The 22676-nt window shown below is 68.3% G+C and carries 20 protein-coding genes and 1 pseudogene; 11 read left to right on the top strand and 10 right to left on the bottom strand.

Features of this window, described 5'->3' with window-relative positions; genetic code table 11:
• Positions 1-14: 14 nt before the first annotated feature.
• Positions 15-572, top strand: a complete 558-nt coding sequence (locus RPX00_RS20590; protein WP_406641543.1) for a YceI family protein — start codon at positions 15-17, stop codon at positions 570-572.
• A 72-nt stretch (positions 573-644) separates the two neighbouring features.
• Here RPX00_RS20590 and RPX00_RS20585 read toward each other — a convergent pair whose 3' ends face one another.
• Genes RPX00_RS20585 through RPX00_RS20570 form a run of 4 tightly spaced genes read right to left on the bottom strand, consistent with a single transcriptional unit; the run spans position 645 to position 3664 of the window.
• Positions 645-1232 (bottom strand): TetR/AcrR family transcriptional regulator, encoded by a 588-nt coding sequence (locus RPX00_RS20585; RefSeq protein ID WP_406641542.1) that lies wholly within the window; start codon positions 1230-1232, stop codon positions 645-647.
• Between the two features lie 47 nt (positions 1233-1279).
• A complete protein-coding gene (locus RPX00_RS20580) occupies positions 1280-1810 on the bottom strand; it encodes a hypothetical protein (protein ID WP_406641541.1) in 531 nt (176 codons plus the stop codon).
• 58 nt (positions 1811-1868) lie between these two features.
• Positions 1869-3368 carry an alpha/beta hydrolase gene (locus RPX00_RS20575; protein ID WP_406641539.1) on the bottom strand — a complete coding sequence of 500 codons (1500 nt, stop codon included), beginning with the start codon at positions 3366-3368 and terminating at the stop codon, positions 1869-1871.
• A complete protein-coding gene (locus RPX00_RS20570) occupies positions 3365-3664 on the bottom strand; it encodes a hypothetical protein (protein ID WP_406641537.1) in 300 nt (99 codons plus the stop codon). The genes RPX00_RS20575 and RPX00_RS20570 overlap by 4 nt, the downstream gene beginning before the upstream one ends.
• 423 nt (positions 3665-4087) lie before the next feature.
• Between RPX00_RS20570 and RPX00_RS20565 the strand changes: the two genes are divergently transcribed.
• The 5 genes from RPX00_RS20565 to RPX00_RS20545 all read left to right on the top strand — a co-directional run bounded on the left by RPX00_RS20565 (position 4088) and on the right by RPX00_RS20545 (position 8314).
• The gene (locus tag RPX00_RS20565) at positions 4088-5479 is read left to right on the top strand and encodes a sugar porter family MFS transporter (RefSeq protein ID WP_406641535.1); all 1392 of its coding nucleotides are present in this window, start codon (positions 4088-4090) and stop codon (positions 5477-5479) included.
• 318 nt (positions 5480-5797) lie between these two features.
• A complete protein-coding gene (locus RPX00_RS20560; RefSeq protein ID WP_406641533.1) occupies positions 5798-6517 on the top strand; it encodes a hypothetical protein in 720 nt (239 codons plus the stop codon).
• Positions 6514-6864, top strand: coding sequence for a hypothetical protein (locus RPX00_RS20555; RefSeq protein ID WP_406641531.1), 351 nt, complete (start codon positions 6514-6516; stop codon positions 6862-6864). Before RPX00_RS20560 ends, RPX00_RS20555 begins: the two co-directional genes overlap by 4 nt.
• A gap of 20 nt (positions 6865-6884) precedes the next feature.
• Positions 6885-7652, top strand: a complete 768-nt coding sequence (locus tag RPX00_RS20550) for a hypothetical protein (protein WP_406641530.1) — start codon at positions 6885-6887, stop codon at positions 7650-7652.
• A 2-nt stretch (positions 7653-7654) separates the two neighbouring features.
• Positions 7655-8314: a hypothetical protein gene (locus tag RPX00_RS20545; protein WP_406641529.1), complete on the top strand. Its 660-nt coding sequence runs from the start codon at positions 7655-7657 to the stop codon at positions 8312-8314.
• Positions 8315-8806: 492 nt separating this feature from the next.
• Here RPX00_RS20545 and dinB read toward each other — a convergent pair whose 3' ends face one another.
• Positions 8807-10024 carry a DNA polymerase IV gene (gene dinB / locus RPX00_RS20540; RefSeq protein WP_406641527.1) on the bottom strand — a complete coding sequence of 406 codons (1218 nt, stop codon included), beginning with the start codon at positions 10022-10024 and terminating at the stop codon, positions 8807-8809.
• A 97-nt stretch (positions 10025-10121) separates the two neighbouring features.
• Between dinB and RPX00_RS20535 the strand changes: the two genes are divergently transcribed.
• Positions 10122-10721: an HAD family hydrolase gene (locus RPX00_RS20535; RefSeq protein ID WP_406641525.1), complete on the top strand. Its 600-nt coding sequence runs from the start codon at positions 10122-10124 to the stop codon at positions 10719-10721.
• Here the strand turns inward: RPX00_RS20535 and RPX00_RS20530 are convergent.
• Positions 10718-12241 (bottom strand): serine/threonine-protein kinase, encoded by a 1524-nt coding sequence (locus RPX00_RS20530; protein ID WP_406641523.1) that lies wholly within the window; start codon positions 12239-12241, stop codon positions 10718-10720. The genes RPX00_RS20535 and RPX00_RS20530 overlap by 4 nt on opposite strands.
• 136 nt (positions 12242-12377) lie before the next feature.
• Between RPX00_RS20530 and RPX00_RS20525 the strand changes: the two genes are divergently transcribed.
• From RPX00_RS20525 to RPX00_RS20515, 3 genes are all read left to right on the top strand, one after another.
• Positions 12378-13619, top strand: coding sequence for an MFS transporter (locus tag RPX00_RS20525; protein WP_406641521.1), 1242 nt, complete (start codon positions 12378-12380; stop codon positions 13617-13619).
• A gap of 1231 nt (positions 13620-14850) precedes the next feature.
• On the top strand, positions 14851-16137 hold the full coding sequence (locus RPX00_RS20520) for a diguanylate cyclase (RefSeq protein WP_406641518.1): 1287 nt from the start codon (positions 14851-14853) through the stop codon (positions 16135-16137).
• Between the two features lie 32 nt (positions 16138-16169).
• Positions 16170-16586: a VOC family protein gene (locus RPX00_RS20515; protein WP_406641516.1), complete on the top strand. Its 417-nt coding sequence runs from the start codon at positions 16170-16172 to the stop codon at positions 16584-16586.
• Positions 16587-16651: 65 nt separating this feature from the next.
• Here the strand turns inward: RPX00_RS20515 and RPX00_RS20510 are convergent, their stop codons facing one another.
• From RPX00_RS20510 to RPX00_RS20495, 4 genes are all read right to left on the bottom strand, one after another.
• Positions 16652-17407 carry an SDR family NAD(P)-dependent oxidoreductase gene (locus RPX00_RS20510; RefSeq protein ID WP_406641514.1) on the bottom strand — a complete coding sequence of 252 codons (756 nt, stop codon included), beginning with the start codon at positions 17405-17407 and terminating at the stop codon, positions 16652-16654.
• Between the two features lie 68 nt (positions 17408-17475).
• Positions 17476-18327, bottom strand: coding sequence for an SCO6745 family protein (locus RPX00_RS20505; RefSeq protein ID WP_406641511.1), 852 nt, complete (start codon positions 18325-18327; stop codon positions 17476-17478).
• Between the two features lie 103 nt (positions 18328-18430).
• Positions 18431-19447 (bottom strand): S1 family peptidase, encoded by a 1017-nt coding sequence (locus RPX00_RS20500; protein WP_406641509.1) that lies wholly within the window; start codon positions 19445-19447, stop codon positions 18431-18433.
• A 175-nt stretch (positions 19448-19622) separates the two neighbouring features.
• Positions 19623-19922: a GNAT family N-acetyltransferase gene (locus tag RPX00_RS20495; protein WP_406641507.1), complete on the bottom strand. Its 300-nt coding sequence runs from the start codon at positions 19920-19922 to the stop codon at positions 19623-19625.
• Positions 19923-20134: 212 nt separating this feature from the next.
• On the opposite strand from RPX00_RS20495, the pseudogene RPX00_RS20490 reads away from it, so the two are divergent.
• A pseudogene (locus RPX00_RS20490) lies at positions 20135-22421 on the top strand (germacradienol/geosmin synthase).
• The last annotated feature ends 255 nt before the right edge of the window (positions 22422-22676 follow it).

Genomic DNA, 22676 nt, shown 5'->3' with positions numbered 1-22676 from the left:
AAGGAACGGAACACATGACCAGCGCGACCACCTACGCCCACCTGACCGGCACCTACACGATCGACGGTTCGCACAGCCGCATCGGCTTCGTCGCCCGCCACGCCATGGTCACCAAGGTCCGCGGCTCCTTCAACGAGTTCGAAGGCTCCTTCGCGATCGACGGCGAGGACCCCGCCAAGTCCAGCGCGAACGTCACCATCCAGACCAAGAGCGTCGACACCCGCAACGCGGACCGCGACGGCCACCTGCGCAACAACGACTTCCTGTCGGTCGACGAGTTCCCGACCATCACCTTCGCCTCCACCGGGATCGCGCAGACCGGCGAGGACACCTTCGACGTGACCGGCGACCTGACCGTCAAGGGCATCACCAAGTCGGTCACCATCCCGTTCGAGTTCGGCGGCGCCGCGAAGGACCCGTTCGGCAACGACCGCGTCGGCTTCGAGGGCTCCACCTCGATCAACCGCAGCGACTACGGCGTCACCTTCAACGCCGCGCTCGAGACCGGCGGCGTGCTGGTTTCGGACAAGATCACCCTGGAGTTCGAGATCTCCGCGATCAAGAACGCCTGAACCACCCCGACGGTCCGTGAAGGACTCCTTGCGGGAATCTGATTCCCTCAAGGAGTCCTTCACGGATTTTGGCTAGGCCGCGCGCAATCCGGCGATACCGACCTCGAGCGCGGCTTCGAGGTGCTGCGGCTCGCCGGTGGTCAGCAGCATCAGCACCCCGCCTTGCACCCCGGCCAGCAGCGCCGACGCCGCCTGCCGCGGGTCCAGCCCAGGCCGGGTCTCCCCCGCCGCGCGCAGGTTTTCGATCCCCGCGGTCAGCTCGCACAGCCACCGCTGCATCAGCTGCGTCACCACCGCCTGCGCACCCGGCGTATTGCGGCCGATCTGCGACATCACCACGTTCAGCGGACAGTGCCTGCCCTGCTCGGTGTAGTGCCCGAGCACCACCTTCTGCCAGGTCCGGAAGTCGTCCCAGGTGCGCAGCGTGCCGAGCGACGGCTGCTGCACCTCCAGCACCCGGTCCGCCTCCCAGCGCGCGACGGCCAGCAGCAGTTCTTCCTTGCCGTCCGGGAAATAGTGGAACAGCTGGCTCTTGCTGGTGCCGGTCCGCGCGCGGACGTCGTCGAGCGTCGTCGCGAGCACCCCGCGATCGCGGATCACGTCGGCCGCGCCCTCCACGATCCGCTGCCGCGTGGCCTCGCCCTTGCGCGTGAGCGTCATCGCCTGCCTCCCGAATGGACCTGCGAGTCCACTCTACTCGCGGCGGCTCAGAACGCGGTGCCTCCGTCGGACCAGGACGTCTGGCCGAAGTCCTCGTCGTCCACCGGCGCGCGGCGCGGCCGGGGCCGTTCGGGCTCCGCAACCTCCGCGGCTTCCTCGGCTTCGGGCTCCGCTTCGGGAGTGCCCTCCGGCCAGACGCACGGCGAGGTCGCGCCCAGGTAGAGCTTGCCGAGTTCGTTGGCCTGCAAGGACATGTCGAACCCGTCGCGCTCATTGCGCACGAAGACGTACTGGTCGGTGGGCCGCCGATCGGTCAGCACGGTGAAGCCGTGCCCCTGCCACCACTTCACGACGGCGTCGAACTGCGCCTGGAACGTGTCCGGCTCGAGCCCGGTCACCTCGTAGGTCGCGGAGATCTCGAACCGCCCCGCCGGACCGTGGTCGGTCGGGTCGGTGCATTCGGAACGGTTGCGGGAGAACAGTTCCCGGGCGGCCGGCGCGGGCAGCGCGGAGAACGCGCCGCGCACGTAGTCCTCGACTCGGTCGCGAGCCTCGGTTTCGGTGATCGTGGGGTTCATGGCTTCACCTCCTGGGGAGCAGGCTACGAGAGGAAGGGCGGCGTCGCGCGACGCGCGGTCACGCGGGCAATCCGGCGATGATCCGGCCGAAGCTGCGCAGCGACGGGTTGCCGTCTTCCCAGTATTGGCTGTGCGCGGCCCCGGACAGGCCGCCCTCGTACCACGGGCCCTTGTCGCCGGGAGCCGATTCGAAGACCTGGCCGCCGAAGCCGTCGCTGGTCGGACTCGGACCGAGCGGATCGTGGCCGCCGACGCCGATATTGGTGATCTTGATGAGATCGTGTTCCGCGACCGTCGAATGCACGTGCTGAGCGACCTGGTCCTGCGGGACGCCGTCGAGGTGCAGCTGGTTCGCGTGGTCGACACCGACGCCCGGGCTGCCCGCGAAGATCAGGTCATCCGCGTTGAGCCCGCCGTCGCGAGCCGCGTGGCCGACCGCTGTGGTGCCGTAGCTGTGACCGAGCACTGTGTTGTGCGACGGCTGACCCTCGTGCGACGCGCGCAGGCCGTCCTCGAATTTCGCCAGCTGCTCTTTGCCGCCGTCGGCGTATTTCTCGCTGGCGGCGTTCACGAGTTCGTCCGGCGCGTCGTAGCCGACCCAGGTGATCACCGACGTCGACGGCGAACCCGCCATCGTCGCCGACTGCCACATCTTGTCCGACCGGCCGAGATCGCCGCCGATCTTGGCCAGCTCGCTGCCGGTGCCGGGCACATAGGTCGCGACATTCGCCGCGGTGTCCGGGTTTCCGGCGGCGACCACCGCGGTGCCGTCGCCGCTGACGTCGAGCGACATCAGGAAGGCAGGCGGCTTTCCCTCGCCGGTGGCCGCGAGCCGGTCGCGGATCGCGGTGAGGCCGCGCAGCTGTGCGTCGTCGCCCTTCCGCTCGTCGATTTCCTGTTGCAGCACAACACGATTCGCCGCGTCGCGATCGACAACCGGGATACCGTCGAGGTTGCGGACCAGATCCGGGTTGTCGCGCAGGATCGAGGACTGCGCGGAATCGGACAGACTGTCCCACCACGCCCGGTTCTCCGCCGGAGTGCCGTTCGGCTTCGGCTGGCTAGTGGTCGCCATCGCGAGCGCGACGACCCCGGACCCGCCGCTTTCGCCCTTCGCCGCGCGATCGAGCACGACGGTGAGGTCCGCATCGATTTCGGTGGCGGCACGGAGAATTCGGCCGACCCGGTCAGTAACCTCGGCCTGCCGCTCGGGTTCGCCGGTGACCGTGCCGCCGTCGTCGATCCGCAATCCGTTGCGGGCGGCGAAATCGTCGACCTCGCGCACCGCCGAACTGATCCGCTCGACCGCCAGCTGCGCGTCGTGCACCCCGCGCCGGACCGCCGATACGTCGGTGGTCAGCTGCCGCAATTCCGTCGCCAACGCAGTGCCTTTGGCAGTCGCCGCGTCCGCCGCATCGCCCTGCCAGGAGCCGAACTTCGTCATCGCGTCGGCGTCGTCGTTCGCCCCGGTGAGGCGGGTGCCGCTCGCTCCGAGCGCGTCGACCGCCGAGGCGAGGTCAGCGGGGTTCCAGCGCCGGACGTCTCCCCAGGTGATCATCGGCCCGCCGTCGCGATCTTGTTGGTCGCGTTCTGGTCGGAGTCGCGGTAACCCGCTACGGCCTGGTCGAGGTTCTCCGCGTACGCCTCGGTGTCCGCCGCCCACTTCGGAACAGCGCGCCCCCAGGTGTCCGACAGCCGATCCGCCGCCGCCACGCTCGTTCCGCCAGGGAGCCCAACCCCGGCCAGCGCACCGGGAAGACCCGCCGCCTTGACCGCGCTCGCGGCCTGCCGCGCCCGTCCGGCCGCGGTCGCGACCTCCGCCGGAGCGACCTCGAAACCCGTTCCCCTGCGCATCTCCCCCACCCCCGACTGGCACGGCGATCAGACGACCCGTCCGACGCACGTCCGCGACAGCCGGTTCCCCACAGTTCGGCCTTCGGGAAAACTCCTGTCCGCACTCCGCTGGCCTGCGGAAACGCCTGCCTAGCGTGTCCACATATGTGAACGCTAGTCACGTGACTGAATAGTTATCAGCCCGCGTCTTGCCCGCCGGTGACCAGCGTGTGACTGTGTACGGCGAAGTTCGAACGGACGCGGCCGGGGCGGCCCGCAACGGGGAAAGGCGTTGCGAGCGGTGCGGAACCGGCCGCGACGCAGTGCTGGACCAGTCCGGCAGTCCTTGTCCCCTCGACCCCCATTCGTCCGGCCCGGACGGCGCTGGCCTCCCGGTCAGCGGACCAGGACCGGCCGGCCATCCCGGAAAGAGACGGCTCGGCAATGACACAGACAGCCGCGGCGCGGCGGCCTATCGGCAGAACGACGCTGTATTTCTTCGGTGCCCTCGGCGGCATCCTGTTCGGTTACGACCTCGGTGTCATTTCCGGGGTGCTCCCGTTCATCGGGAAACTCTGGGGCCTGTCCGGATGGGACAAGGGCGTCATCACCGCGAGCATTTCGGTCGGCGCGATCGTGGGCGCGAGCTTCTCCTCGCGGCTCAACGAAAGACTCGGCCGCCGCCGCACGATCATGGTGGCCGCGGTCGTGGTCATCATCGGCACGCTCGCGGCCACCTTCTCGCCGACGTTCGCCCTGCTGATCATTTCCCGGCTGGTGATCGGCGTCGGCATCGGCCTGTCGTCGTCAACGGTCCCGACGTACCTGTCGGAACTGGCTCCCGCGCGGCTGCGCGGGGCGATGGGCGCGCTGAACCAGATCTTCATCGTGCTCGGCATCCTGATCGCGTTCCTGGTGAGCTACGGCCTCGGCACGTCCGGCAACTGGCGGCTGATGTTCGCCGGCGCGATCGTGCCCGCGGTGATCCTGTTGGCGGGCCTGGTGTTCCTGCCCGAAACACCGCGCTGGCTCGTCGCGAACGGCCAGGAGGAACAGGCCCGCGCGGTCCTGCTCAGCTCGCACGGCGGCGGCGTGAACGTCGACGACGAGATCGGCACGATCCGCGAGGTCATCCGGCTGGACTCGGAATCCGCGAAAACCCGCTTCCGCGACCTGCTGACCCCGACTGTCCGGCCGATGCTCGTGGTGGCCCTGCTGCTCGCGATGGGCCAGCAGTTCAGCGGCGTGAACGCGGTGAACGCCTACTTCCCGACCATGCTGATCGGCCTCGGCTTCGCGACGCAGGCGGCGCTGCTGTCCGGCGTGCTGCTGGGCGTGACCAAGTTCCTGTTCACCGCGTGGGTGGTGTTCGTGGTGGACCGGTGGGGCCGCAAACCGCTGCTGCTGATCGGCAACGTGCTGATGGTGATCACCCTGGTCGCCGCGGGCTTCATCGTGCTGGAAGTCCACGACACGACGACCAAGGGCATCCTGATGCTGGTCGCGATGGTGCTGTACCTGGTCGGCTACGAACTAGGCTGGGGCGCGGTCGTGTGGGTCATGATGGCCGAGGTGTTCCCGCTGAAGGTCCGCGCCGCGGGCATGGGCGTGAGCAGCGTCGTGCTGTGGGCCGCGACCGGCATCATCAGCGCCGTGTTCCCCATCATCTCCGACCCTGGCGCCCTCGGCCTCGGCGGTTCGATGTTCCTGTTCGCGGGCATCAACGTGGTCCTGTTCGTCCTCACGAAGTGGCTCGTCCCGGAAACCAAGGGCCGGACTTTGGAGGAAATCGAACTCGACCTGCGCGGCCGGACGCATTCGAAGGCGCGCGCCTGAATCTCACCTCGGGGTACGGCCGGGCAGCAGGGGAATTCCCTTGCCGCCCGGCCGTTTTTCTGCGGCGATCAGCCGATCCGGCTCATCCTCCTGCGAATATCACAACAGGTGACCTATTGACTCCGGAGTGCTATAGTTTCGGCTCCAAGCTACGCAGGGGAGGCGTATGCCATGGTCGAGACGTGCCGCATCGGCGGTCAGGAAAGCCCGGAGCTGACCCGCTGTCCGCTCGCATAGCCGCGATGCCGTCCGGCAGCATCGCCGTGCCCAGAGCCGTCAGCCGCGCATCGGACCAGGTTCGCCGCACACGGAGGAACTATGGAAGCCGACATCCCGAAACTGGAACTCGCCAGCCTGAAAACTCCCGACGAAGCAGCTGCCCGCCAGCGGATCTACGAGCTTACCCACGACAACGGCGTTGAATTGACTCCCGCGGACTCGTATCACGCCGAGGATTCGAGCGGTTCGATAAAACTCACCGTCGACCGCGACGCACACTTGACGCACGCCCACGTCGACCCCCAGTGGGAGCAGCGCATCCATCCCGGCCAGTTCGCTGCCGCGCTCTTCGGAACCTATCTTGCCGCCCTGCAGCGAACCGCGCTCCTGGAAGCTCGACGTCCCCGGCCCGCGGAACAGCGGCCACCGGCCGAGCCGAGCAGGTCAGACTGGAGCACGCTGAGCCTCGACGAAGTCCTGGACCACGCCAAGCAGGAACTCGAAGAAATCAACGCGAAGATCACTGAGATCCGCCAGGCCGACGCGCCGGCCCACGAAGAACCAGAGCGCCGGTTCACCAGTCCGCGAAGAAGCCTGACCATGATCTCCCGCGGCAGCCAGCCGGTGGGCATAACCGGAAACACGGAACTGCTTCAACGATTCTCGTCCTACCAGATTTCCACCGAAGCAACAGACCTGTTCGAGATCGCCGGCGTCGGTTCGGCGGCCGGCGAGGAGCCCGCCGCACAGCGTCGCCCCGCGAACGATCCGGACGCCCCCGACGACGACTACTTCACCGACTTCACCATCGACGGGTGATCAGCATGGCCGGATACCAGGTCGTCACCGAAGCGATTCGCACGGAAGCGAAGTGGTGGCACCTCCGCGCGGACAGTCTGAGCGAAATCGCGAAGACCGTCCAGGAAACACATTTGGACGCCTCCGCGTTCTTCACCGGAGATCCCGTCACCTTAGCGCTTTCCGCGGTGAGCGCGGGCCCGGAAAGCAGCGCGTACAAGGAGTTCGGCTCCTGGGTGGAAGGAACGCTCCACCAGGGCATCGGGCAGTTCCGCGACCTCGCCGCGACTCTCGAGAAAATCGCCCGAAAATATGACGAGGCCGAGGAAGTGGCTGAGATCGACCTCACCAAGGCATACGAGAAGTAGACCTACCGGACAGGAATGCCATGCCCGTCAACCCGGACGAACTGATTCGACCGCTCGAGGAAGCTTTCACGTCCGTCAGCACGGCGATCAAGCAGATCATCGACAAGTTCAATGCCGCCGTCGACCACATCAACGACTGGATCTTCCTGCTCGGCCCGGTCGCGGACACCATCAAGGCGGGAATGGACAGCATCAAGGGAGACCTGGACAAGCTGTACCGGCTTGTCGAGTACGCCCTGCGGCACCAGATGCCCATCGTTTCCCTGGTATATCAAGCATTCAAGTGGACCGACGGGATTCAACGCCCGCTCAACGGCGTCTATTCGCAGAACGCGCCCGGGTCCTCGCAAGCCCCCTCCTATCACAACGAAGATCTCGCGAATTGGCAAGGTGCTGCCAAGACCGTGTACGACAGCAAGGTCGCCGAACAAGTCAACGCGATCAACGTGATGGGCGAGAAGGCCGACGCCATCAGCAAGTGGCTCATGGAAATCGCGAAGGCCAACGTCGAATACATGACGAAACTCGCCAAGCTGGCCAGCAATTTCCTGGGAGCCATGGCCTCGGCCGCGATCGACGCCGCTTCAGTAGTCGGCATCCCCTTCTCCATCAGCAAACTCGCCGGTGCCGTCGGCGGACTGGTCACCGACGGCATCGGCATTCTCGTTGATGTCGCGAACCGGTTCATGGCGACTCTCAGCCGGATCCGGGACGTGAACAGCTGGATGAACGACAAGGCGTTCCCCGCTTCCCAGTGGCCGCAAGCCGTCCACTCGGCCGGAGGCTGAGCATGCAGCCAAGCCGCCCGCCGGCCGCACCAATGCCGCCGTCCCGGCGAACGACCAAGACGGGACACCGGATCGCCCTGTGGGCTGGAATCTGCGTAGCCGCCGCGGCGACCGCGCTCCTGGTCATCTGGCTGATCGGCGCCGGCTCGTTTCTCGCGGGCTCGTTCAGCGACACCACGGAAGCGAAGCCGGACAAGTACCACGAGACCAACTTCGCCAGCTGCGCCGATCTCGCCGCGCACAGCCCGGAACTGCCGCAGGAGGCATCCGAGGTGCTCCGGAGCTGGCATCCAGAGGAAACCAAGGACGGCACGCTCCTCTGCAGCTTCACCCCCTTGAACGACCAGCGCCCGATCGTCCGGCTCCAAGCAACCTGGTTCGGGACGACCGATGCCCATGCGGGAAACCAAACCGCCGAATCCACGTTCATCGGCGCTGCCTCCCTGAGCAAAGACGACAGCGCCGTCGGCCTCTCCTTCGGGGAAAAAGCTCATTGGCTTCCCGAGGTCCACTCGCCCGAATGCGGACTAGTGGTCCTCGACCGCAACGCGATGTTCCAGGTCCACTACACCCCGGCGAAACCGGACAACAACCCGGAAACCTGCCGCGGTCCGCTGCGCAAGATGGCTCAGGCGCTGTACCACGCCGCACAGCCGCGGTAGCTCACCGTAGAAGGGCCTGCCCGGACCGGGGGCATGGCGCGAGCCAGCCCAGACCTCCCGCCGGGTCCGGGTCCGGAGATGAAGCCGTCGAACGAGATCGCGGCCGACCAAACCGGCGCTCGAATGATGTCGCGGTCCATCCGACCGGTGCTCCACCAGGCCGAGCCCGCTCAGCTCAGCACCACCCCATCAATCCCGCGCCGTGAACACCACCCGTCCCGAGACTCGCCAACGCCAGCACCACACCGCCGTCAGCCCAGCAACATGGGCACCTCCGCTCCCGCCTCACCACCCACCACAGCACCCCTCTCAGTCCGGCAACACCGACATCTCCACCCCAACGCACGGCTCACCGACAGCGCCACCACGCGTCCGATCAAGCCAGCCACCGCAGATCAACCCGGCAACCCAGCCACCACAGCACCCCTCTCAATCCAGCAACACCGACACCTCCGCTCCCGCCTCACCAACACCGCTCACGCCAGCGCCCCCTTAATCCGGCAGCATCGGCATCTCCACCCCCGCCTCATGACCCAACAACGCCGCCCGCGTCAGCGCCGCCGCGCCGAAGCGGTTTCGTAGTGCGTCCACTGCCGAGTCCAGCGCCGTTGCCTCCGCTGACATCGCCGGGCGAGAAGGCTGATCCAGCGGCAGCGCCAACTGCACCGCGCCATGGCTGTCGAGATTCGCGAACGACAGGCCCAGCAACGTCAAACCCCGGTCGTACACCAGCGGTTGCGCCGCGGACAGCAGACCGCGGGCAGCGCACAGCAACGTCTCCGTGTGGTCGGTGCTGTCGGCGAGCGTGTGCGACCTCGTCGCGCGGGTGAAGTCCGCGAAGCGCATGCGCAGCACCACCGTGCGGCACACCCTCGACGCGCCACGCAGCCGCCTCGCCAGACGGTCCACAATGGACACCACGATTTCGTCCAGTTCGGCCGGGGAGCGCGAGCGGCGACCCAGTGCGCGTTGCGAGCCGATGGAGCGGCGGCGTTTGCCGGGCTGGACCGCGCGTGGGTCGCGGCCGTGGGCCAAGGCGTGCAGGTGCCGTCCGGAACCCGGGCCCAGCATGGAGATCAGGGCGGCCTCCGGCAACTCGGCGACCTGGCGCACGGTGCGGACGCCTCGCTCCCGCAGCTTCGCCGACGTCACCTTCCCCACTCCCCACAACCGCTCCACCGGCAGCGGGTGCAGGAATTCCAGCTCCCGCTCGGGCGGCACCACCAGCAGGCCGTCCGGTTTCGCGACGCCGCTGGCCACCTTCGCGAGGAACTTCGTGCGCGCCACCCCCACCGTGATCGGGAGCCCGACCTGCGCCAGCACCTCCGCGCGCAAGCGCACCGCGATCTCCGACGGACGCCCGGCTATCCGCCGCAGTCCTCCGACGTCCAAGAAAGCTTCGTCGATCGACACTCCTTCCACCGCCGGCGTCGTCCGCCGGAACACCTCGAACACCGCTTTGCTCGCCGCGCTGTAGACCCCCATCCGCGGCGGCACCACCACGGCATGCGGGCACAACCTCCTCGCCTGCGCCCCGCCCATCGCGGTGCGCACGCCCAGCGCCTTGGCCTCGTAGCTCGCGGCCAGCACCACGCCACCGCCCACGATCACCGGCCTGCCGCGCAGCCGGGGATCGTCGCGCTGCTCGACCGAGGCGTAGAACGCGTCGAGGTCGGCGTGGAGGATCGGTCCTTCGCTCGTCACGAACATATGTTCGCATCGAACCCCGACAAAAACCGGGATCCGTTCACTCGAACGGAGTAGAAAGACCTCCCGGAGCCCGGCCGGGACGCGCTAATGTCTCCCCGTGCGGCTCGTCCTGTTCGACCTCGACACCACGCTCGTCGATCGCGCGGAGGGATTCCGCCGCTGGGTGTGGGAGTTCTGCGCGGAACACCGGCTCGCCGAGGCGGACGCCGCCTGGCTCGTCGCCGCCGACGATCGCGGGCGCGCCGACCGGGCCACGTTCTTCAAGAGCCTCCGCGAACGCTTCGACCTGCGCGAATCCGAACCCGACCTCGAGGACGCCTACCGCGAACGCCATCCCGCGCTCGTCCCGGCCGCGCCCGGTGTGCTGGCCGGATTGCCCCGGCTGCGTGCGGCGGGCTGGCGGATCGGCGTCGTCGGCGAGGGCGAACCGCAGCTGTCGACGCTGCTGTGCACCGGGATCGCCGGGCTCGTCGACGGCTGGGCGCTCGCCGGGCCGGACGGACTGTCCACATCGGACCCGAAGCTGCTCGAACTCGCCGCCGAACGCTGCGAAACCACCCTCGACGGCGGCTGGCTGGTCGGCGCGGACGTCGAGACCGGACGGTCCGCCGGATTGCGCACCGTGCGGATCGGGCCGGACCGGGACCACGCCGTCCCGGACACCGCCGCCGCGATCGCGCTGCTGCTCGGGAGCTAGCTCTCCACGTCGATCTGCCAGGCGCCGTTGCGCTGCGACATCGTGTATCGGTGGGTCTGGCTCGTCACGGTGCCGTTGGTGCGGTGATAGGTGATCTTCGCGCTGAGCGTGTTCGGTCCGGTGACCTGGACGTCGCTCGCGACCACCGAACTGAACCCGCTCCACCACGACTTGTACCGGTCGAAACTCTGGTTGCGCGAACTGCGGAACCCGTCGCTGAGCATCGCCCAGCTGCTCTCCAGATTGCTCGGGAGGTACGAGAAGTACGTGCGCAGCGCGGCCGCCATCGCCTCCGGCGAGTTCGCCGCGGAACTGGGCGGAGCGGTGCTCGACGAAGGCGTGCTGGACGGCGGGGAAGACGGCTGCGTCGACGGCGACGGCTGCGACGCGGACGAAGTGCCAGGAGCGCTGGAAGCCGCCGAACTCGCGGGAGGCGGGTTCGCGGACGGGTCCTGCTCCCCGTGGTTGCGGGTGAGCACGACAGTGACGATCACGGCGAGCACCACGAGCAGCGCGCCCGCGCCAGCGAAAATCATCCCGCGACGTCTTCGGTCCGCGCCCGCGGGCGGCGCGCCGGCACCCGCGGCAGCCCCGCCGGAACCGGAGCCAGACGCCGGGACCGCGACCGTCGCGGGCACGACCGGCGGCTTGGCGTCCGGCAGCGTCGGCGGTTCCGGAACGGTCGCGACCGGGGTGACGCCGCCGTCGAGCTTGCGCAGTTCCTCGACGACCTCGGCCATCGACGGCCGGTCCTCCGGCTTGAGTTCGAGCAGCTTCAGCAGCAGCGGCTCCAGCTTCCCGGCCTGTTTCGGCGGGTTGATCGAACCGCTGGAAACCCGGTAGAGCAAGGCGATCGCGTTGTCCGCGGTGCCGAAGGGCGGATCGCCCTCCACCGCCATGTACAGCGTCGCGCCGAGCGCGAAGACGTCGGAAGCGAACGTGGCTTCTTCGCCGCGGGCGACCTCCGGCGCGAGGAACGCTGGCGTGCCGGAGATTTCGCCGGTCGCGGTGAGCGTGACGTCGCCGACCGCGCGGGAAATGCCGAAATCGGTCACCTTGACCGTGGTCCCGTCGTCGCCGAGCAGGACGTTGCCCGGTTTGACGTCGCGGTGCACGATGCCCGCCCGGTGCGCGGCCGCGAGCACGCCGGCGAGCTGCACCGCGAACGGGATCGCCTCGTCGACGGTCAGCGGGCCGTCCTCGCGCAGTTTCACCGCGAGGCTGCGCGAGGGCAGGTACTCCATGATCAGCCACGGCCGGTCCTCGTGCTCGACCACGTTGAACACCGAGATGGCGTTCGGATGCTGCAGCCGGGCGGCGATGCGGGCCTCGCGCATGGCGCGGTTGCGGGCCTCTTCGACCTTGTCCTCGCCCTGGTTCACGGGCATGAGGAGTTCCTTGACCGCGACGACGCGGCCGAGGATCTTGTCCTCCCCGCGCCAGACCATCCCCATCGCGCCGCTGCCGATCAGTTCGACGAGCTGATAGCGACCGGCGACCTGCCGGCTCTCCTCGGTCAACGGAAAACCCTTCGGTGCGACATCATCCACGGACGGCGATCACCCAGTTTTCCACGGACGGCCGAAGCGGAGTTCGCGACCCACCCGAGGTCGGCCGGGGTTGCTCCGGGTGGCCGAGTCAGGACAGGGTGAGCGCATGACCACGACGGCGCCGTCTTTCCGGAGCGTGTTCCGGGTCGGCGAATTTCGTGCGCTCTGGCTCGCGCACGTTTTGTCGGTGGCAGGTGATCAACTGGCACGGGTCGCGCTGACAGTGTTGGTGTTCAACCGAACGGCGTCCGCGGGCTGGGCCGCCGGGACGTACGCGCTCACCTATCTGCCAGACCTCCTCGGCGGCGCGCTCGGCGGGCTCGCCGACCGGTTCCCGCGCCGGACCGTGCTCGTGGTCGCGGATGTCGTGCGCGCACTGCTGGTCGCGGCGATGGCGATTCCCGGCATGCCCTGGCCGCTCGCGGCGGGTTTGCTCGTGGTCGTGCAACTCGCGGCCGGGCCGTTTCAGGCCGCGCGGCAAGCGGTTCTGCCGGACCTGCTCGGCGAGGAGAAACTGGCGACCGGCCAAGCGATCCTCTCCTCGACGTACCAGGCCGCGCTGGTGATCGGCTTCGGCGCGGGTGCCGCGGTGGTCGCGTGGCTCGGGGTTTCGGGTGCGTTGTGGGCGGACGCGGTGACTTTCGCCGTGTCAGCGGCCGCGCTGCGCTGGGGTTTGCGGCTGTATCCGGTCACGAAGGTGACCGAGCACGCGCCGCAATGGACGTCGCTGAAGGCCGGTTGCCGTCTGGTCGCACGGGACCGGAAACTGCGGTCGCTGCTGGCGATCGCGTGCTGCTGCGGGTTCTACGTCGTGCCGGAAGGGCTGGCCGTGCCGGTGGCCGCACAACTCGGCGGCACCGGCGTGCTCGGCTGGCTCCTGGTGGCGAACCCGGTCGGGACGCTGCTCGGCGCGCTGCTGATCAGCCGGTTGCCACGGGCGCGGCAGGTGCGGTGGCTGGGCCCGCTCGCGGTGGCGAGCAGTCTCGTGCTGCTGCCGACCGGCTGGACGCCCGCGCTGCCGGTGGTCGTGGCGCTCTGGACGGTCTCCGGAATGTTCTCCGCGCACGACCTGATCACCCAGGTGCAGTACAGCCTCGCCGCGCCGCCGGAACAGCGCGGCCAGGTGATCGGAGTGGCGATCGCGGCGCTACGGGCGGCGCAGGGCCTGACGATCGCCGCCGCGGGCGCGCTGGCACTGGCCTTCGCGCCGACGACGGTGGTCGCGATCGCCGCCGTCGCCGGAGCCGCGTGCGCCGGAGCGGCCGGGATCGCGTGGACCCGGGCGGCCCGCGCGGTGCGGCCCCGCCGAACTCCCCTCGACGGGGCCACTCCACCTCCCGCGCCGTAATCCGCGGGACCGGTTCGGGTCACGTCCAGTTGTTGTCACGCATGCCCTCTCACCTCCTCGTGGGGCGGACTGATGGACGGAAGTCAGCGGGTCCAGTTGTTGTCGCGCATGGCAGCGGCTCCCTTCGTGGCTCGGCGGGCGGTGGTCGGTGAGGCTCAGCGAGTCCAGTTGTTGTCGCGCACGGCGGTGACTCCCTTCGCTGCTCGGCGGGTGGCGATCGGTGAGGCTCAGCGGGCCCAGTTGTTGTCACGCATCGCTGCGGCTCCTTCCTGACGAGCGGTCGATGGCCGACAGGTTTCAGCGGGTCCAGTTGTTGTCGCGCATGGCGGCGGCTCCTTTCTCGAATCAGCGGGCGGTGGTCAGCGGGGCTCAGCGGGTCCAGTTGTTGTCACGCACAGCCGTGACTCCCTTCATGGCTCGGCGGTCGACGGTCGGGGGCGTTCAGCGGGCCCAGTTGTTGTCACGCATCGCGGACAGCTCCCTTCTCGAATCAGCGGGCGATGGTCGGCGGGACTCAACGAATCCAGTTGTTGTCACGCATCGCGGGCAGCTCCTTTCGCGCATCAGCGGGCAGTGGTCGGTGAGGCTCAGCGAGCCCAGTTGTTGTCGCGCACAGCGGTCTCCTTCCTCGCCAAGCAGCGGACGGGCAACGGGGTTCAGCGGGTCCAGTTGTTGTCGCGCATCACGGCCTCCCTTCCTGATCGGCAATCAGCGATCAGCGATCCGGCGAATTCAGCGAGTCCAGTTGTTGTCACGCACCGCGACGTCTCCTTTCCGTTTCTTTCCGCATCCCGGATTCCCGGCCCGGCGCCGTTCACCAGTTGTTGTCCCGCACTGTGGGCACCTCCTCTCATCTGCGAAGACCGAAGTCTCGACCTCGAGTCGAGACCGCGAAGGAGACCGAGGTCACCGAAGAGCGGTCCAGTTGTTGTCGCGCACGGTCGTCACCTCCGTTTCAGAGTCGCGCCTTCGGCGGTTTTCGCACGTCATCGCCGGTAGGCCGGTCACCGAAAGTGGCCATCGAGGACCAAAAGGGACCCTCGCGGATCCCCTGGTCCGGCCCGGATTCGGAGCAGCTGGCCACTACTCACAGTGGCCACCTCCCCTCGCCGGCCGCCTGGCGCTGGGCTGTCCGGGCGAAATCGCCCCGGCGGTTCCCAGAGTCCGGACGACAGGCAGCACACAACGCGCCTCGTCGTTTACCGTAGAAGCCAATCGGGTGAGGTGAAGAGTGCGCGGACGAGTTGCCGGGTGGTTCACAGGCTGGCGCCTATGGCGGCTGCCCTCGCACGTCCGCATGTACGTGCTGCTGGTGAATGTCGTGGCAGTAGGCACCACGATCGCCACCGCGTGGCTCGCCCCCGTAAGGCAAATCGACCTGATCCGCTTCGGAGTTCTCGCCGTGTGTGCGGCGCTGGCGATCGAGGCGACGCGGCACATCGAGCGGCAGCGCGAGTACAGCCGCGCGCCCACCGTCGCGTACGTCGACACCAAAGCGGTGTGGAGCATCGCCGCCGTAGTCGCGTTGCCGGCGATTCTCGCGTCCGCGATGGTCGTGCTCACCTACGCCGTCGCCTGGTGGCGGATCTGGCCGCGCGAACGGCCGGTCCTGCCGCACCGCTGGATTTTCTCCTGCGCGTCCGTCCTCTGCGGCACGCAAGCCGCGGTCGCCGTGCTCGCGCTCGGCATGCACGAGTACCCCGGGGTCCTCGCCGGCGGCTTCGGGCCGGGGCTGCTCGACCTCGTCGTCTTCGTGCTGGCCGCCGGGCTGCGCTGGGCGATCAACACCGCGCTCGTCATGATCGCGATCGCGCTGTCGAGCCAGCCGCGGTCGTTCGCCGACCTGTTCTCCGGGTTCGGCGACCAGCTGCTCGAAGCGGGCGCGATCGGGCTCGGGCTGGTCACCGCGGCGCTCCTCCTGCTGGCCAACCCGCTGATCCTGGCCGGCGTCGTGATCGCGCTCGTCGCGCTGCACCGCGGGCTGCTGCTCACCCAGTTCCAGCGCGACGCGCGCACCGATGTCACCACCGGGCTGGCCACCAAACGCTGGTGGCGCACGGTCGCCGAGCGCTATCTCGAACGCGCGCGGGCGAACCAGGACAGCGTCGGCGTGCTGCTGCTCGACCTCGACCACTTCAAGGCGATCAACGACACCTACGGCCATCCCACCGGCGACCTGGTGCTGCGCGAGATCGCGTTGTCGCTGCGCGACGAGGTGCGCGAGCAGGACGTCTGCGGCCGCTGGGGCGGCGAGGAGTTCGCGATCGCGCTGCCGGACATCCCGAGCGCCGAGCATCTCGGCCACATCGCCGACCGCATCCGGCGGCGGATCCCGCAGGTGGTCGTCGCGCTGCCGGACCAGGATTCGGTGATCAGCGACCTGACCGTCTCGATCGGCTGCGCGATGTACCCGGCCGAGCATCTCGCCAGCGTCGACGACGTGCTGGTGGCCGCCGACGCCGCGCTGTACCGGGCCAAGCAGGCCGGCCGCAACCGGGTCGAGCTGGCGAGCGCTTGACCGCTGGCGGGGCCCTCGCTAGAACTCGTCGCATGGACTGGACTCTCGAGGTCGTCGTCGTGCCGGTGTCCGACGTGGACCGGGCGAAAGCGTTCTACGCCGACCAGGTCGGCTTCCACCTCGACCACGACGTCAGCCCCGGCCCCGGACAGCGCCTGGTGCAGCTGACCCCGCCGGGCTCGGGCTGTTCGATCGTCCTGGGCAAGGGCGTGGTGCCGGACATGCCGCCGGGGTCGCTCAAGGGGCTGCAACTAGTCGTCGCCGATGTGCGCAAAGCCCGCGAGGAGCTGGTGGAGCGCGGCGTCGAGGTCGGCGAGCTGCAGCTCTACGGCCCGGATCCGGGCACCGGCGCGCTCGAAGACCTGGACAACATCGGGTTCGTCCACTTCTCCGACCCCGACGGCAACAGCTGGGCGGTGCAGCAGATTTCCGCCCGCGCCAAGGGTTGATCTCCGGCAGTTTCGGCGCTACTGCCACGATCATCGTGGTCAGCGATCGCTGGCGTCGAAACGACCTAGTCGACCAGGGCCCCGCAGCTGACGTTCACCGTCGCGGCGGTCATCGTGCGGGCCCGGTCGGACGCGACGAACGCCGCGACCGCGCCGACGTCGGCCAGGGTCGCGGTGCGGCCGAGCATTGTCGGCTCCGCCAGTTCCGCCGCAAGTGCTTCCGCGCCAGGGAAATCGGCGGGGATCGTCTCCGGGACGCCGCCGGTCCTCAGCGTCACGGTGCGCACGCCGTACTGGCCGAGTTCCGCGGCGAGTTGCCGGCGCATGGCTTCGAGAGCGGCGAATCCCACTTGGAGGCCGCCGACCGCGTGGTTGCGCACCGGGTCGCCGTCGCCGCCGAAGAGGAGGACTACGCCGCCGCCTTGGCGTTTCATGTGCCGTCCGGCCGCACGCATGGTGAGGAAGTTCGTGCGGACGCCGGTGATCACTGGCTGTTCGTAGTCGGCCAGGGACATCTCGATCATGGGCGTTCCCTGGACGTCGCCGTGGGTGATCACGTTCACCGAGATGTCGAGGCTGCCCGCGGCTTCGACTACGGCGTCGGCGTGCGCGTCGACAGACTTCTCGTCGAGTGCGTCTACCACGGCCACGTCAGCGGTTCCACCAGCGGCGCGGATGTCGGTGGCTACGCGTTCCAGCTTGTCCCGGGTGCGTCCGGCCAGGAAGACTCGGGCGCCTTCCTCGGCGAACGCTCGGGCGAACGCGCCGCCGATTCCTCCGCCAGCGCCGTAGACGACTGCGTTTTTGCCGTTGAGCAGCATGTGCAGGACTCCTTTCCGGTGACTGTCACCAGTGCGTCGGATGGGGAGCCGGAGAATCGACACCGCGGTCAGGGGCGGATCGCGCCCATGGGGTTGGGGATGGGGAGACCGCCGTTGTCGATGATCTTGCGGCTGAGCGGGGCGGCTAGGTCGAGTACCCGGTCTATTCCGGCTGGGCCGAGGGCCTCGAAGGGGTCGGCGGCCAGGCGGTCGGTGGTTTCTTCGATGGTGCGGCGGACTTCGGTGCCTGCCGGGGTGAGCCCGTCTTCGTCGATGAGGCCTCGATCGGTGAGGCGTTTCGTTGCGGCGGACCATTCTTCGTCGGTCCAGCCGCGGGCGCGCTGGACCTGCTCGCGGGTGGTGGCACCGGACGCGATGTGGGTGAGGCTGGCTTCCAGGCCGGTCAGCCCGGCGGCGACAGCGGCTAGGACGTGGCCGTCACCTCGGTGTTCGCGCAGCACCGCAGTGGCCAGCCACAGGCGGGCCAGCGGACGATCCGGACTCTTCACCGCGGACCACGCCGCCGCGAGCGGACGGCCGTCGAAGCGGCATCCGGCGACCGCTTGTTCCAGCAAGGTGGCCAGCTCGTTGACGGCATCGGAGTCAAGCGGCCCGAGCAACCGCGTCAACGCCGCTTCGGTCGCTTCCACCCGGGTGCGCAGGACGTCTTCCGCCGACGCGAACGCCCAGGCGTCGGGCAGTGCCCGGGCCACCATCCGCGGCGCGAACCCGAAGAACATCGACGTGACGGGTTCGGGGCCGATGGGGCCGAGAGGTGCTGCCCGGCCCGCGAAATAGCCCATCCACCAGCCGCGCAGACCCACCTCCTTCGCCGCCGCGGCGGGTTCGGGGGCGAAGTAGACCACCGCGTGCAGGGGTTCGAACGCCGTCCACAGACTCCGTGCCGGATTCGGCTTCATGGGGACGACTCTAGGCGAGGGGTACGACAGAAACCGCCCGCAGCGGCCAAGAAAGACCCGCCGCCCCGAAACGGGACGGCGGGCCGGTGCAGCGGGAAGAACTTCAGGCGAGTTCGAGGCCGTAGGCCTGCAATTCCAGGGTCAGCGGGTAGAAGTAGCTGGTCTGGGTGTCGCCGCCGGAGAGGGTGCCCAGGCCCTTCTCACCGTCGTACGCGGGGCCGCCGGAGTCGCCGTGGTCGGTGTGCGCGGTGGTGCCGAATTCGTGGTTCAGCACGCCGACGTCGAAGTTCACCGACTCGTCGACCGAGGTGACCTCGCCGCTGCCGCCGCCGGTCGTCTGGCCCATCTTCTCGATCTTCTCGCCGACGGTCGGGGCCGCGGCGCTGGTGATCTTCTGGCCGTTGTTGATCGCGCCCTCGCCGGTGCCGTTCGGGCGGGTCAGCAGGCCGGAGTCGGCTCCGGGGCAGTCGCTCTCCACGACCTCGGCTCCGGAGACGTCGCCGCCGGACCAGGTGCCGCCCTCGTTCGTGCAGTGGCCCGCGGTCAGCATGAACGGCTGGCCGCCCTTGGTCACGTTGAAGCCGAGCGAGCAGGTGAACTGGCCGTTGTTGATCGAGTCGCCGTCCGCGATGTAGGTGGACAGCTTGCCCGAGCGGTGCTCGACGCGCGCCGCGTCGCCCAGCTTCGCCGCGGCCGCGGCGACCTTGTCCTTGGTGGCCTGCGAGGCCGAGTCGTAGATCTTCACGACGACCTGGTTGGTCTTGGTGTCGATGCCCCACGAGGTCTGCGGGACGTTCTTCACCGAGTCCATCTGGTTCTTCGCCCCGGTGAGGGCGGTGAAGCTGTGCTTGACGAGCTTGGTCGCGAAGCCCGCGGCCTCGGCCTTCTCCTGCGCCGCGGCGTCGGTGACGTTCAGCACCGCTTTGCCGCGTTCGAGGTAGATGCCGCCGTTTCCGGCGCCGAGCGTGTCGGCGACCTGCGTCGCCTGGGTGATCGCCTGCGCCTGCATCTGGGCGAACGCCATCGGGCTTGCCGAGGCGGCGTTCACGCACATGCCCGCGGTCAACGCCGCGGCCGACAGTGCGGTGAATCCCGCGACGAGCGTCTTCCGGGAAGTCATGAATCTTCCTCCAGGTGGGCTGAAACCGACCGGTGGGACGCCCCACACTTTTGTTGCCCGGCAACCAACGCGAAACCGACGAAGGTTGGTTAATAACCAAAAAATGCGGACCAATCGGACACGGCTGGGCCGTTCGGGTCACCTGGAATACCCCGAACGGCGCCGCTGACCTGCGTCAGTGCTGTCCGGGCCACCGGACGTGCTCGGCGTAGCCCTCGTTCTTGCGCAGGTATCCGGCGATGAACGGGCACACCGGAACGATCACACTGCCGCGCGCCACGACGTCGTCCAGCGCGGCCTTCGCCAGCACCTTGCCGAGGCCACGGCCGCCGAACTCGTCGCCGATCTCCGTGTGCGTGAAGACGGTTTCGGTGTCCTTCGGGGTGAATTCGGCGAAGCCGGCGAGTTTGCCGTCCGCATACACCTCGTAACGGTTCTCGCTGTCGTTGCGGGACACCCGGGGTTCGTCGCTCATCTTCGGCTCCTCGTCGGTCACGGTCGTCGTCTCGATCTTCACCATCGAGCGACGCGGCAGTACTCAGCGCCCATCAAAACAGCCCCGCTCGTGGGCCGCATGAGCGATGCTCCGCGATCGTGGGAGTGGCGTGCCGCCGCAGGCCTTCCGCGGCCCCGGCCCGGTCTGTTTGCCTCGGGGAGTCGGCACCCACGGAAGGCGAGGGAGCACGCGTGCAGCCGTTCGTCCTGCCCGAGTTCTACCTGTCCTATCCCGCCCGGCTGAACCCGCACCTGGACGGCGCGCGGAAGCACAGCAAGGCGTGGGCCTACTCGATGGACATGATCGACGTGCCCCAGCACGGCACCGTCATCTGGGACGAGCACGACCTCGATTCCCACGACTACGCGCTGCTGTGCTCCTACACCCATCCCGACGCCGCCCCTCGGGAACTCGACCTGGTCACCGACTGGTACGTCTGGGTCTTCTACTTCGACGACCATTTCCTCGAACTGTTCAAACGCACCGGCGACATCGAACACGCGCGCGCCTACCTCGACCGGATCAGTCTCTTCATGCCCGCCGAAGGCGAAATCACCGAGACCCCGGAAAACCCGGTCGAACGCGGCCTGACCGACCTGTGGAACCGCACCGTGCCGCACCGCTCGGCGGGCTGGCGGCGGCGATTCCGCGAAAGCACGCGCAACCTGCTCGACGAGTCCCTGTGGGAACTGGCCAACATGAACGAGGGCCGGATCGCGAACCCGATCGAATACGTCGCGATGCGCCGGAAAGTCGGCGGAGCCCCTTGGTCGGCCAATTTGATCGAACATTCCGTGAACGCCGAGGTCCCGGACGAAATCGCGGCGAAACGCCCGATGGAAGTCCTGCGCGACTGTTTCGCCGACGCCGTGCACCTGCGCAACGATTTGTTCTCCTACCAACGCGAAGTCGAGGACGAGGGCGAACTTTCCAACAGCGTCCTGGTCTTCGAGAAATTCCTGGGCTGCACCACCCAAGAAGCCGCCGACGCCGTCAACGACCTGCTTACCTCAAGGCTGCACCAGTTCGAACACACCGCCGTCACCGAGGTCCCCGCCCTCTTCGACGAACACGGCGTGGAACCCGTCGGACGAGCCGAAACCTTCGCGTACGTCAAAGGCCTGCAAGACTGGCAATCCGGCGGACACGAATGGCATCTGCGCTCGAGCCGCTACATGAACGAAGGCGCCCTGGACTCACGCGGCGGCCCAGAGTTGCTAGGCGGACCGACCGGTCTGGGCACCTCCGCCGCCCGAATCTTCCGCTCCGTCGCGACCACCGCCCCGCAACGCGCGAGGGCCTTCTCCCACCAGCCATTCGAACAACTCGGCCCGGTCACGCTGCCCGCCATACCGCTGCCGTTCCCGCTGCGACTCAGCCCGCACCTAGCCGCGGAGCGCGAGAAGATCGAAAGCTGGCCCCAACTGACCGGCATCCTGTCCGAACCAGTCTGGGACGCGACCCGACTGCGCGCGACCGACATACCGCTGGCCGCCGCGGGCATCTGCCCCGACGCGACCCCGGAGCAACTGTCCCTCACCACCGACTGGCTCACCTGGGGCACCTACGCCGACGACTACTACCCCGAGGTCTTCGGCCAAGACCTGCCCGCGGCCAAACTGACCACCGAACGCCTCAAACTCTTCATGCCCACGGACGGCTCACTCCCGCCGCCCCCGCTGACCGCACTGGAAACCGGCCTGGCCGACCTGTGGCAACGCACCACCTCGTCGATGACCCCACCCGAACGCGAAACCTTCCGCGGCACCGTCGAGTCCATGACCGGTGCCTGGGTGTGGGAACTGGCCAACGAGGCCCAAAACCGCATCCCGGACCCCATCGACTACGTCGAAATGCGCCGCCGCGCCTTCTGGCTCCGACATGGTGGCCAGCATCTGCCGACTCGCCACCAGCCGCACCGTGCCTCCGGAAATCCAGCGGAACCGGACAATCGAAGCACTGGAGGATTCGGCCGCCGACTACGCCTGGCTGGTCAACGACCTGTTCTCCTATCGCAAGGAAATAGAATACGAAGGCGAACTCCACAACGCGGTGCTAGTCGTCCGCTCCTTCCTCGACGTAGACCAAGACCGCGCACTGCGCATCGTCGCCGACCTGGCCGAAGCAAGACTGGCCGAATTCCGCCACGCAGCAGACGTCGGACTGCCCAGCCTCTTCGCCGACTACGGCCTGGACAAGGAAACCCAGGACACCCTCACCGGATACGCAGAAGTCCTGAAGAACATGATGACCGGCATCGTGAACTGGCACCACGAATGCGCCCGATACACCGACAAAGAACTGGCCCGCGTCGGCGTCCGAGGCACCCGCTCGAGCACCCCCGCCACCAACGCCTTCTCGCACCCAGGCTGCACCGGCGTCAAACCACCCCCACCCGAAGCCGCGCTACGCCCCCACCACCACGGCCCGACTGGCCGGGGCACGACCTCCCTGCACCTCCGCTCCACCACGAACTGACCAGGTCAGCAAACCGCAGCCAACGCACCCAACCCGACCGTGCACCCACACCACCCCCGCACCCCGATACGAAGCCAAAATGCGGTCTGAGGGTGCTTGTCAAGGCATCTTTCCCGCCTTGACAAGCACCCTCAGACCGTCATCACAATCAGGCTTCGGGGTGCCCCACACAGACCAGCCGCAATGTCGCCGCCAGGCGACGAGCCGCACACAACACCCATCGCCCGCAAGGGTGCGCCCCGCCACTCCGCCGAG

The sequence above is a fragment of the Amycolatopsis sp. WGS_07 genome (assembly GCF_045278895.1).
Lineage (GTDB): Bacteria > Actinomycetota > Actinomycetes > Mycobacteriales > Pseudonocardiaceae > Amycolatopsis.
Note: the sequence above shows the minus strand (reverse complement) of the source record. Positions and strands in the feature narration are given on the sequence as shown.